Consider the following 12,221-nt stretch of genomic DNA (forward strand, 5'->3'; position numbering starts at 1 on the left):
GGTGGGCCGGGCGCACGGGGCGCCTGCCAGGCCGGATGGAGACTGCGTTGAGGGGCAGATGATGATGGGAATGGAGCGGTGGTTAAAGCGCTACAGCGATGTGTTCTTAGCGGGGCTGGTCATTGGAATCATCGGGATGATGATCGTGCCGCTGCCGACGCTGGTGCTGGACTTGTTGCTGGCGCTGAACATCGCGCTGGCCGTGACGCTTTTGATGGTGAGTTTGTATATCCCCAGCGCTCTTAAGATCGCGGCGTTTCCATCGATCTTGCTCATCACCACATTGTTTCGGCTGGCGCTCAATGTCTCGTCAACGCGTCTGATTTTGTTGCATGCCGACGCCGGAGAGGTGATCGCGGCATTCGGGGACTTTGTGGTGCAGGGCAACTTCGTGGTGGGGGCGGTGATCTTTTTGATCCTCACCTTGATTCAGTTTCTGGTGATCGCCAAAGGCTCAGAGCGCGTCTCGGAGGTAGCGGCGCGATTTACGCTGGACGCGATGCCGGGCAAGCAGATGTCGATCGACGCCGACCTTCGCGCCGGGGCCTTCGATCTGGATGAGGCTCGCCGCAGGCGCGCGCTGGTGCAGCGGGAGAGCCAGCTTTACGGGGCGATGGACGGGGCGATGAAGTTTGTGAAAGGCGATGCGATCGCGGGCATCATCATGACGGCGATTAACATCGTGGCCGGGATGATCATCGGGGTGATGCAACTGGAGATGTCGGCCGGAGATGCGGCGCAGGTCTACACGCTCTTGACGATCGGCGACGGGCTGGTCAGCCAGATTCCCGCGCTGTTGATTGCGACAACGGCCGGCATCATTGTGACGCGGGTTGCCAGCGATGATGAGGGGGCGCACCTGGGCGGGGATATCTTCTCGCAGCTTCTCGAGCAGCCCAAGGCGCTGGCGATCGCTGCGGCGCTTTTGATCGCGCTGGCGATGATCCCGGGGTTGCCGGTGGTTCCCTTTCTCGCGTTGGGCGGGGCGGTGGGGGCTGTTTCGTACGCGCTGCAGCGCTCGCGGGGGCAGGGCGATGGCTTGAGTGAGCAGGAGGCCCGGGAGGTGGCCTCGATTGAGCGTGAGGCCGAGCAGGGGGCGCGTCAGGCCCGGGCGATGATTCCGGTGGTGACGCCGCTTACCGTGGAGTTGGGGGCGGCGCTGGCCGAGGCGATGGGGGAGGAGCGCGAGCGCTGGTTGAGGGAGATGATCCCGGCGATGCGCGAAGGGATCTTTTTTGAGACGGGGGTCAAGGTGCCCGGGGTACGCATGCGGGTGGGCAGCGGTCAGGGCAGTGCGCTGGCGGTGATGCTCGATGAGATCCCGGTGGAATGTGCCGAGGTGCCTCTTGATGAGGTTATGGTCGCCGATGATCCGGAGGGGGTGGCGGTGTTTGGCATTGAGGCGCGGGCGGCCCGCCATCCGGTCAGCGGTCAGCCGGCGTGCTGGGCGCCGGCAGAGGCCCGTGAGCGACTCGAGGAGGCGGGTTATCAGGTGTGGGATAGCGCCGACTACGTACTGTTGGTGATGAGCGCGGCGATAAAGGCCCATGCCCATCGTTTTGTGACCCTGCAGGGGGTGCGTGGGATGCTCGATCAGCTTGAAGGGCCCTACCCGGCGCTTGTCTCCGAGGTGGTGCCCCGGCAACTGGGGCTTCAGGAACTCACCGAGATCTTGAAGAGGCTGGCCGAGGAGGGGATTTCATTGCGCAACCTGCCGACGATCCTGGAAGTGCTGGCCGATCGGGCGCGCAGCGAGAAGAACCCGGTCAAACTCACCGAGGAGGTACGCGCCGGGTTGAGCGCCTACATCACTCACAAGTACTCCGGCGGGGAGGGAAGCGTGTTGGTGTATCTCGTGGATCGGGAGATCGAGGAGGTGATTAAGAGTGCGATTCGTATCGGAGAGCGGGGCAGTTTCTTGACGCTCGCGCCGGAGGACATTCAGGAGATCCTGGGCGCGGTGCGCTCCCAGGTCAGCGGGGATGTGGAGGGGGAGCGTGTGCCGATCTTGCTGACGGATCAGCGCGTGCGGCGCTACCTGAAGCGACTGGTAGCGATGGAGATCCCGAATGCGGTCGTGCTGGCCTACCAGGAGCTGGATCCGGCGCTGACGATTCAGCCCCTGGGGCGTATCGTTGTGGGACGCGGTTGAATCAGTCGGGGCGGACGGCGCTGGCCTCGGAGGTCGGCGCCGTATCATCGGCCAGAAGCTCGGTGAGGCCGGAGCCGTCGCCCAGGGTGTCTGCGATGGTGCGGGCGATGTTGCGCTGTGTGATGTCTTCGTTGAGTTGGCGGCTGTAGAACTCGCGGTACATGCGATTGAACCACATGGTGTGTCCGGTGCGGGTGTCGATAAGTTTAGCCTGAAAGTGGCTGATGACGCAGGGACGAGGAAACTCGGTGGGGGCGTCGGCGGTGCTGGAGGTGCGTGCGTAGCGGGTGAAGCTGCTCGGGGACTGACGGCAGATACCGCGGCTGTGGTAGACGATTTGCCCCACGAGCAACGTGTCGGCTGGCAAGGCGTCTTGCTCGTTGATGGTTCGAAGGGTGAGGACTTCGACGCGCGGCTCAGTCTGGTCGTCCACCGGCTCAAAATAACGATGGAGCGAGCCGTGCAATGCGACGCCTTCGTCAAAGATCTCCCAGAGCTCGCGTTCTCGTAGGTGGTTCTCCAGCGCATCGGGGGCGATGACCTCAAATCCCATGTCTTCGAGCCAGGCCATCGCCTGGGCCTGGTAGGCCATTCGCAGGGGCTCAAAGTGGGCGGTGGGCATCCCGAAGGTTCCCGATGCGTAAAAAGGCACCACTGCCACCGAGCGTACCCGTGCGCTGCGGTAGTCGTCGCGCACGCCCACGTCCGGGGTCGAGGCGCAGCCCGCAGGCAACGTGCAGAGTAAAAGACATGCGGCGATGAGGCCGAGGTGGGGTGTACGCAGCATAGGGCGTCTCCCGAAAGACGATGAGGACCAGAGTTATGAGGCCACCCTAAGGTAGCACGCAGTGAGCCTCTCGCAATGGTGTGCACCACGTGCGGTGCGGACCAGTCGATGTGATGGTGTCGACGTTGTTGCGTGGAAAGGGCTTCCTTGTTAGAAAATCGAGCTTGTTTCCATGCTTGATTCGCGACGTACTTTAAGGGAGCCGCCGGTGATCATTTGTAAGAGCTGTGGTCGGGAGAACGAGGACAAATTTAAGTTCTGTCTGGGGTGTGGCTCGGGGCTGGAAGCGCCCAAGCCCAAAGCGCAGCCCGACACGTTGGATTGCCCCCATTGCGGTGCGGCTGTTCCCGGGGGCTTTAAGTTTTGCGGGGCCTGTGGAGGTTCGTTGCAGCAGATGGCGAGCGAGCCCGCAGTGAATGAGACGACGCTCACCGGTGGGCCGCGCCCGGCCAGTTCCAGTTCCGAGCCCGAGGAAGAGGTTCGCCGCCTGGGCGAGCTGACCGTGATTCGTCCGGATGGCTCGGAGGGGGCGCGCATTGAACTCACCAGCAAGGGCGTGACACTGGGGCGCACGAGTGAGCATGAGGTTCTGGCCAATGACCCCTTCCTCTCTCCGGAGCACGCTGCGCTGAGCTATGAGAGCGGTCGGGTGATGCTACGCGATCTCGACAGCATCAACGGTGTCTTCTGGCGGCTACGCGATGATGTGGAGCTTGAACATGGCGATATGATTCGCGTGGGCCAGGAGCTTTTGCGTTTCGAGATGGCCGATAAGGTCGATGAATTGTCGACCGGTTGGAAGGGAGACGACGCCGAGGTCAAACGCCAGGGGAGTCCGGATCGAGGGGTTTGGGGAAGGCTGGCGTTGATCGGCGGACCGGATGTGGAAACGCGTGCCTACGAGGTCCACACCAGCGAGGTCACCCTGGGACGCGAGATCGGCACGATCCTGTTTCGGGATGACGGGTTCGTTTCGGGTAAACACGCCCGTATCTACCGCGATCAGGATCGCGTTTATCTGCGTGACCTCGGGAGTAGTAACGGCACGTACATCAAGATTCGAGGGCAGCGTCAGCTGGCCAACGGCGATCTGATCTTGATGGGGCAGCAGCTCTTCCGCCTGCAGATCGGCTAGGCGAGATAACGCAGCGGCAAGGTTATGACGAGCTCGGCGCGCTTTGCGCCGGGCTCGTTGTGTGTGCGGGGGCGGCGAGCAGGTCATGCTTGATGAGGAACTTCTCCATGGCCTCATTGACCAGGTCGGGCATCTCCAGCGGGGCGACGTGGGTACCCCGGGGCACGACGACAAGCTTGCTGTTGGGGAGCATCTCGCTCATCTCGACGGATCGGTACATCGGGGTGAAGGTGTCATTCTCACCGGCGATGACAAGGGCGGGAACCGAGATCTCAGTTAAGAGCTCTTCAGCGGAGTGCAGCGAGAGCGCGGAGAGAAGCGAGAGGAAGAAGTTGAGATCCATGCGCGAGGCATGTTCCAGGTAGGGCAGGAAGTCTTGCTGGCGCAGAAGCTGTCCGTTGACCTCGGCGGCCTGCACGGCGACTTTGTACCAGATCTGGCGGGGGAGCACGGTCTCCCAGGTGCGCTGGATGGCCTGGGGGGCGGAATCAACCGCGCGGCGCAGATAGGGGAGCACACGCCGCATCAGGTCGGAGCCGTGAAAGGTGTCCAGGGGGTGTTTGTAGCTGCCGCAGATGGGGATGAGCGCGCGCACGCGCTCGCTGTACGTCTCGCAGAAGTTCAGGATCACCTGCACGCCCATGGAGTGTCCGGCGAGGATCGCCTGGTCGATCTCGAGAGCATCGAGGACGAGCGCGAGATCGTCGCACATCTGGTCGAGGCTGATCTTTTCGGGGTGTTCGGGCACCGAGCTGGCGCCGTGGCCGCGGTAGTGCCAGCGCACGATGGTGAAGTCGTCGATGAAGCGATCGATGACGTAGGGCCAGATGAAGCCGTCGCAGGCCAGGCCATCGCAGAGGACAAGGGCGGGGCCGCGGCCGACGGTTCCGTACCAGATCTGGGTTCCGTCGGGGGCGGTCAGGTAGTGGCTGCGTTCCAAGGCTTAGTGTCCTGTGAGCTCATCGATGGTGAAGAGGGCGTGGAGGGTGACGCCGATGTCGGCCAGGGCCTCTCTCCCGCCGGCCTGGCGGTCGACGACGGTGAGGGCATGATCAACTTTGAAGCCTGCGGCGCGCAGCGCTTCGATGGCCTGGAGGGTGGAGGCACCGCTGGTGACGACGTCGTCGACGGCGACTACCGGGGAGCCTGCGGCCAGGGTGGGGGGATGTTCCAGGTAGCGCTCGGTGCCATGGGCTTTGGGGGCCTTGCGCACGATGATCGCATCGAGGCTGTGGCCAGCCCGATAAGCGGCGATTGAGGTGGCTGTGACCAGGGGATCGGCCCCCAGGGTCAGTCCGCCGATGGCCGCCGGTGCCGGCTCAAGCGTGAGGGCGGCTTCAAAGAGGGCCTGGCCGATGAGCCAGCCGCCTTCGCCGGTGAGCGAGGTGGCTTTGACATCGACGTAGACCGAGCTTGTCTGGCCGCTGGCCAGACGGAAATGCCCGGTCCTCACCGAGTGGGTGGTGAGGAGCCGGGCGAGTGTGGCGCGCGAGGCGTCGTTCATGGCATTTCCGAAGCGCGGACCGAGTGATACGTCAACTCTCGGCCTGAGCTTGAGCTTGAAGCAAGCGCTCAATGAGCTCGGACTTGGTGCCGCTGACCGGCAGGTCGAGGGCACGGAGTTGCTCTTTGAGCTCCTTGACGGTGAAGTCTTCTTCGAACTCCTGGATGGTCTCCGGGTCGATGTCGGGTTCGGCCTCGGCCTCGGCCTCGGCCTCGGCGTGAGTTTCAGCCTCGGCGTAAGCTTCGACCTCGGCGTGAGTCTCGGCCTCGGCGTGAGTCTCGACCTGGGCTTCAACTTCCGTACCTTCGGAGACCTCGGCGCTGCTCTCGACCTCGGCGACAGGCTCGGGTTCGGCCTCGGGCTCCTCCACAACGACGGTGGTGGTCGTCGTCGTGGGGGCTGCCTGGGTGAGGGTTGAGCTCGGCCCCGAAGAGGCGCGCACAGGCGCGGCGTTGCGCGATGAAGCGCGTGCGGTGACGGTGCTTGCCGGTGCGCTTCGGGTTGGCTGGGAGGTGCGGGCCGGGACACGCTGCGCAGTGGGAGCTTCGGCATCGACGCCGATATTCAGCTCGCCGCGAAGTTGTGCGCCGTCGGCCATCTCCACAAGAGGGGCCAGGATGTTGGCTACGGCGCGGGCCGTGGCGCTGAGCACCACGCGCTCCTCGGCGCTGACCTCTCCGTCGAGGACGCCTTCGATGATGACCTGGCGAGCGCGTATAGATCCGTTGACCACGCCGCCCTGGGCGATGGTCAACGTCTCGCTGAGCTCGATGGTCCCATCGACGCGGCCTTCGACCCTCAGATCGGCGTCGCCGCTGATGCGCCCGGAGACTTGAGTCTGGGCGCCAATGATGGTCGGGTCAGCCATAGCTTAGTCCACGTCCATGTCGATGTGACCTTTGAAGCCTGCGCCGTCGGCGATCAGGATGCGGGGGGCTTTGATGTCGCCGACCATTTTACCGATCGAGGCGATCTCCACGCGCTCGGTGGCGACGATGTTGCCGGTGACCTGACCGCTGACCGCAATCTGCGGGGTCTCGACGTCGGCTTCGACCACGCCGTTTTCGGCAACGGTGACCAGCGCGTTGACCGCGATGCGGCCTTTTACGGTGCCCTCAATGGTGACCGGGGCGTCGCCGGAGATCTCGCCATCGATGGTGATGTTGGGGCCGATAAGTGTGTCCGCCATGATGTGCTCCTACAGCAAAAAAGAGGGTGGAGAGAGGGTCAGCCGTCGATCTGGACGTCCATATCGATGTTGCCCTTAAAGCGGGCGCCTTCCTGGATGATGACGCGCGGGGCGCGCAGGTTGCCGGTGACCAGGCAGCCTTCCAGAAGTTCGATGACGTCGTGGGCGACGACTTCACCGTTGACCTCGCCACGGATGGCGATGGACTGGACGTCGATGTCGGCGACAACTTTGCCGCCTTCTTCGACGGTGAGGCGGCTGGAGAGGGCGACGTTACCTTCGATGGTGCCGAAGACGACGACTTCGTCGTCGCCGGAGAGGCGGCCATTAATGGCAACGCCCGGTCCGATGGTGCAGCTCGTCGGGGCCATGGGGGGACTTCTCCGAGAAAAATTTCATTCGTCAGTGGACTTCGGCCGCCGCCTCTCAGGGAAGCGTAGCAGGAGGGCGTGTGGCCATGGCGCTCGTTTCTAACATCGAAGGTTCACCCCTTCAAGATGACTTACTCCACAGGGAGGTATAGCTCGATGCTCCGGCACCGCTGCATCTGCCGCAGCTCGTTGCGTGGCGCTGTCGGTGAGGATCAAAGAGAGGCGCTGACCGGGTGTTTAGGCGTGGTTGCAAGGGTGAGGCAACTCGCTATGATAGGCGCGCAACGATTCCAATACAGTAGGCCTATCAGGGGTAAGTTCCCGTGTGAGTACGGGGATTACCGACGATCCGATGATGCGGAGGCTGCATGAGATGGCGAGCGGTACCAGCGGTGCTGGCAACGGTGATGGTGTGGGCGTGTGCTCCGGAGATTCCCGAGCGCGATGCGCCTGTAGAGCGAGTGGAGGCGATCTTTGATCCCTCGACGGCAACGATTCCTCTGCCCAATGACGCGGCACTCCAGGAAGGGAGGTTGCCGGCGCTCGAGGGGGCCGGTGATGCGACGGCTGCCGGACAGTTTGGAGCGTTTCTCACCCAGCTCAGTGGATGGCTTCCGAGTACACCGATCGAGATTCCTTTCAGCGGCGCGCTCAATGAGGAGACGCTGACCGCGGAGAATATTCGTTTTTACCGTTTCGATGAGACGCTGGAGCCGTTGGAAGTCGCTTCGATTGAGGCGTTGGATAGCGATGGCGAGGGGCCGGTTGTGGTGCGAGTGACGCCGGTCGAGCCGGTGGAGCGCGGCGAGCATTACGCAGTGGTTGTGACCCGCAGTGTGGAGGGAGCCAACGGGGAGACGGTAAGCGAGCCGCCGGCTATCTTCTTCGCCGCTTCGGAGGAGCCCCTTGTGGACGGGAATGGCAAGCCCACACTTGATGTGCTCGACGATCCGGAGAACCCCGGGCAGGCCGCACAGCTTGAGGGGCTGCGCCAGCTTCTCGCGCCACTCTTTGATGCGGCCGAAGCCGAAGGTATCACCCGCGATCAGGTGGTGATGGCCTTTCGCTGGACGGTGAGTCCGGATGCCAGCGCGCTCTTCGACCCGGTGACAGCACAGGTTCCGCTTCCCAACACCGCAGCGCTCGACCCGGATGGGACCTTCCCGGATTCGGCCGGGTGTTTTGTGGATGAGAACAGCGCCAACGGGGTGCTGGATCGCTACCTTGCGGGGCTTTCGGGCTGGCCAGCGGCGACGCCGATCACGCTGCCGCTGAGTGCGCCGATCGATCCGTCGGCCATTGGCCCGGATGATGTTCAACTCTACCGCTGGCTTGATGATGGGAGTCTTTCGCGGGTGGATGATGTGACGGTGACCTACATCGAAGAGCAGACCGACCGCTGTACCGGGGAGGTGGGAGAGGGTTACGCGTTGGTGCTGAGCCCGGCGGAGCCGATGGGGGACCGGGAGCGTTATTTTGCTTTTGCCACGCGCGCCATTGGCGGTGAGGGCCTGGGGCTTTTGCCCGACGTCCCGATGTTTATGGGAATGCAGCCCTATCCGGTGGTCGATGAGAACGGCAGCTCGCTGGTGGGCTCTTTTAGCGACGCGCAGGCGCAGGGGATGGCGGGCATCCAGGCCTCGATCGCGCCGATGATGGCGTATCTGGAGGATGAGCTGGGGCTGACCTACGAAGATATGGCCGCGGTGTGGGGCTGGGGCACCTGGAGCGATACCTTTGTGGTCTTTGATCCGTCGAGCGGGTCGATCGCGTTTCCCAGCGCGTTTCTGGTCGATTCGGAGACCGGACAGATCAACCTTCCGGTGCCCGAGGGGGCTGATCCGCTCACCGAAGGCATCATCACGTTGCTCAATCAGCGCCGCGGGTTTTCCACGACCGCGTCGGGCTGGATTCCGGTCGACGGGGAGGTTGACCCGAGCACCATGGATGAGGATTCGGTCGTCATGGCCTCGGTGGCCGGCTTCTCGCCAAGGGTGCTTCCGCCCGAGGAGTATAGCGTGAGCTATGAGCCCGAGTGGGGGCATCTGGTGGTCGAGCCGCGGGTGCCGTTCCATGAGGGGCTTCAGCACGCCGGAATTGTGACGACGTCGATGCTCGGGGTGAATGGACGGCCGGTGCAGCCGACGGCGGTCTTCGCGCTCTTGCGCAGCACCTACCCCCTTGTGAACGGCGATGGCGAGAGCCAGGTGTACCTGCTTGACGACTCGACGGCGGCCGCGTTGGAAGAGGCCCGCACCGCGTACAGCCGCCTCTTCACCCTCGCGGTCCTGTTGCCGGGTGGAGGTTATGAGCGCGACGAGATCGCGACGGCGTGGGCGTTTACACCCGAAGATCCGGCGCTCTTGCTGCAGCAGACGCGCGCCCGGGCGATGGCCGCGCTGGATGCGCGTGCTGAAGTGGTGGCCGAGCGCTTCTGCGATGGTGAGCCCACCTGCAACAACGATCCTTATTTCGAAGCGCTGAGTGCGGACACCTTTGAGCACCCGACCTCGGCGGGCACGCAGGTCGATGTCTCGAATCTTGAGGCGATCTACAGCGGTGGGGAGTACGATTCGGTGCTGGTGGCCAGCCCGCTGGGTGATGTTGCCGATCCGCAGGACGCCTCAACGCGGGTGGGAGTGACGGTGATGCTGCCGCGTGCGGCGCAGGACGGTGGTGACTGTGTGGCACCTTTCGATGTCGTGATCTCCCAGCATGGCCTGGGCGGTAACCGCTGGGGTGGGGCGCTGATGACGGCCAATGAAGTCGCGGCTTTCCCGAGCTGCAAGGCGACGGTGGCGATCGATCTTCCGCTGCATGGCGGTCGTGCCACGGCGGCGACGTCTCTGCACCCGGAAGATGCGATCCCGACGTCGGGATCGGGCTTTTTGACGAGCAATCTGATCGCGAGCAAGGTCAATTTTATGCAGGCATCGATCGACCTTTTCGTGCTGGCACGATTGATCGTCGGTGATGGCGGTGGGAGCGGTCTGACACCTCTCTTTGCCTCGACGCCCTACAGTGGCGAGGAGCTCTTCAGCGGCACGATTGGATTTGTGGGCCAGAGCCTGGGCGGAATTGTGGGCGTGCCCTTTGTGACGCTGGAACCTGCGGTGGATACCGCGGTGATCAGCGCTTCGGGCGGCCGCCTGACCTGGATTTTGGAGGGCGATGAGGCCGGTCCCTCGACCATCGGCGGCCCGATTCTGGATGCGCTGGCCTCGCAGGGAGCGGTGCCGGGCACCTTTGGCTTTATTCGTACGATGGCGCTGGTGCAGTGGACGGCTGATGTCATCGATCCCTTTGCGTTTGCGCCCTTCACCACCGAGCGTCCGCGCCAGAATCTGGCGTACGATGCGGGAAGCGACACCTTCGGGCCGGTCACCGGTGACCTCTGCGCAGATAGCGCTGAGTGCCCCGAGGGGTGGTCCTGTGAGGCGGTGAGCTCGGATGTCGATCGCTGCGTGGAGCTGCTTCCGGCCAACCAGATGATGCTGCAGATGGCGTCAGGCGACCGCACGGTGGTCAACCGTGCGACCGAGGCGCTGGCCCTGGCCCTGGGAGTGAGTCTGGACGACACGACCTTTGAGAATGCGCCGCACTCCTTCCTCTCGACGCTCAATCCGGCCAGTGAAGGGTATGCGGCCGGCCAGTGCGCGCGCGAGCAGATGGGGGCCTGGCTGGCCAGCGGGATGGGCGGCGTGGCGGAGCTTCCGGCTTCGCTGAGCGCATCGGCCTGTCTGGCGCAATGATCCTGAGACCCACATTGAGATGATGCCGAAGTTTGATGCTTCGCAGGAGAATCGACGATGAAGATGCAGCAGAAAGAGCATGCATGGATGGGGCTCGGGGCGGCGCTTGTGGTGTGCGCCGGCGGGCTCTGGAATCCGCCGGCGGCGCAGGCCGCCGGTTTTGCCAACACGGCGCAGAGCGGCACGGCCACGGGCATGGGCGGGGTGGCCACGGCCAACGCCGATGAGCCCAACGCCAACTTCTATAACCCGGCGGCGATGGTGTTCAGTCAGGGGTTTAGCGCTTATGTGGGGCCTACCCTGATCAAGCCCTCGGTGAGTTATGAGGGGCAGGGAGGGGAGGAGCAGACCGAGCCGGCGCTCTTTCCCCCACCGAACGTGAACCTGACACTGCCATTTGGGGAGCAGTATGCGGTGGGCCTGGGGGTGACGCTTCCCTGGGGGCTGGCGATCCGGTGGCCGGATAACTGGGTGGGGCGCGAGAACTTCCGTGCTCAGCAGTTGCAGACGATCAACGTCAACCCCAACTTCGCCTACAAGGTGCCGGGCATGGACCTGGGGCTGGCGGTCGGGGTGCAGGCGATGTACTCGACGATCACCCAGGAACGCACGGTGATCTTACGCGATGATCTGGAGGTGCCGGTTTTGCTCGGCGGCCAGGGCTTTGGTGTGGGGGCGACCGCAGCGGCGTTCTACAAGCTCAACTCGCAGTGGTCGATGGGGCTGAACTACCGCAGCGCGGTCAACCTCAACTACGAGGGGCGGGCGCATTTCGGCGAGGAGGTGGAGGGCACGCCTTTCGAGCAGCGTTTTGTGGATCAGGATATTACCACCGAGTTGACCGTGCCCCACACCGTGAATCTGGGGCTTGGTTATCAGGCGACCGAGGCGCTGTGGGTGGGGCTGGACCTGAACTACATGACCTGGTCGACCTACGATCGCATCGAGATCAACTTCGATGAGCAGAGCCCCGAGGGTGAGCCTGGCGAGTCGGAGCCGCCCACGGTGGTGGAGTCGAACTGGAATGACGCGCTGGCGGTTCGTCTGGGGGCGCAGTTTGCCATCACCGACGCGCTCAAAGCGCGCGTCGGCTTTGCCTACGACGTAACGCCGGTGCCCGATGAGACGGTGGGGCCTTCGCTCCCCGACAATAACCGTACGGTGGGGGCGCTGGGGCTGGGGTATGAAGTTGCCGGTTTCCGGGCGGATGTGGCCTACCAGTACATCTATCTGCCCACCCGTGAGATTCGAAACGGCAGCGTGGATGGCGACTACCAGCTCAGCTCCCATCTGGTGGGCATCAATGTGGGCTACGGGTTCTAACCCGTCGT

General features: G+C 63.7%; 10 protein-coding genes. 4 read left to right on the forward strand and 6 right to left on the reverse strand.

Annotated elements, in window-relative coordinates; translation table 11 throughout:
* Positions 1-58: 58 nt before the first annotated feature.
* Complete coding sequence (sctV, locus tag EA187_RS02300) at positions 59-2,152, forward strand: type III secretion system export apparatus subunit SctV (RefSeq protein ID WP_127779032.1); 2,094 nt, start codon at positions 59-61, stop codon at positions 2,150-2,152.
* Between the two features lies 1 nt (position 2,153).
* Here the strand turns inward: sctV and EA187_RS02305 are convergent, their stop codons facing one another.
* Complete coding sequence (locus EA187_RS02305) at positions 2,154-2,939, reverse strand: hypothetical protein (protein WP_115603113.1); 786 nt, start codon at positions 2,937-2,939, stop codon at positions 2,154-2,156.
* 208 nt (positions 2,940-3,147) lie between these two features.
* Here EA187_RS02305 and EA187_RS02310 point away from each other — a divergent pair, with 208 nt between their 5' ends.
* Positions 3,148-4,074: a double zinc ribbon and FHA domain-containing protein gene (locus tag EA187_RS02310; RefSeq protein ID WP_164855908.1), complete on the forward strand. Its 927-nt coding sequence runs from the start codon at positions 3,148-3,150 to the stop codon at positions 4,072-4,074.
* 22 nt (positions 4,075-4,096) lie between these two features.
* Here the strand turns inward: EA187_RS02310 and EA187_RS02315 are convergent, their stop codons facing one another.
* From EA187_RS02315 to EA187_RS02335, 5 genes are read right to left on the reverse strand one after another with little or no spacing between them, the layout of a single operon-like run.
* A complete protein-coding gene (locus EA187_RS02315; protein ID WP_115603111.1) occupies positions 4,097-5,014 on the reverse strand; it encodes an alpha/beta fold hydrolase in 918 nt (305 codons plus the stop codon).
* 3 nt (positions 5,015-5,017) lie between these two features.
* Positions 5,018-5,578 carry an orotate phosphoribosyltransferase gene (gene pyrE / locus EA187_RS02320; protein ID WP_115603110.1) on the reverse strand — a complete coding sequence of 187 codons (561 nt, stop codon included), beginning with the start codon at positions 5,576-5,578 and terminating at the stop codon, positions 5,018-5,020.
* Between the two features lie 31 nt (positions 5,579-5,609).
* Complete coding sequence (locus tag EA187_RS02325) at positions 5,610-6,446, reverse strand: polymer-forming cytoskeletal protein (RefSeq protein ID WP_127779034.1); 837 nt, start codon at positions 6,444-6,446, stop codon at positions 5,610-5,612.
* A 3-nt stretch (positions 6,447-6,449) separates the two neighbouring features.
* Positions 6,450-6,767, reverse strand: a complete 318-nt coding sequence (locus EA187_RS02330) for a bactofilin family protein (protein ID WP_115603108.1) — start codon at positions 6,765-6,767, stop codon at positions 6,450-6,452.
* Positions 6,768-6,805: 38 nt separating this feature from the next.
* Complete coding sequence (locus EA187_RS02335) at positions 6,806-7,138, reverse strand: bactofilin family protein (RefSeq protein WP_115603107.1); 333 nt, start codon at positions 7,136-7,138, stop codon at positions 6,806-6,808.
* Between the two features lie 368 nt (positions 7,139-7,506).
* On the opposite strand from EA187_RS02335, the gene EA187_RS02340 reads away from it, so the two are divergent.
* Both EA187_RS02340 and EA187_RS02345 read left to right on the forward strand, forming a co-directional pair.
* Positions 7,507-10,890: a hypothetical protein gene (locus EA187_RS02340; protein ID WP_127779035.1), complete on the forward strand. Its 3,384-nt coding sequence runs from the start codon at positions 7,507-7,509 to the stop codon at positions 10,888-10,890.
* A 57-nt stretch (positions 10,891-10,947) separates the two neighbouring features.
* A complete protein-coding gene (locus tag EA187_RS02345; protein ID WP_127779036.1) occupies positions 10,948-12,213 on the forward strand; it encodes an OmpP1/FadL family transporter in 1,266 nt (421 codons plus the stop codon).
* Positions 12,214-12,221 lie beyond the last annotated feature (8 nt).

Origin of the sequence: Lujinxingia sediminis, assembly GCF_004005565.1 — a bacterium.
Taxonomy (GTDB): Bacteria; Myxococcota_A; Bradymonadia; order Bradymonadales; family Bradymonadaceae; genus Lujinxingia; species Lujinxingia sediminis.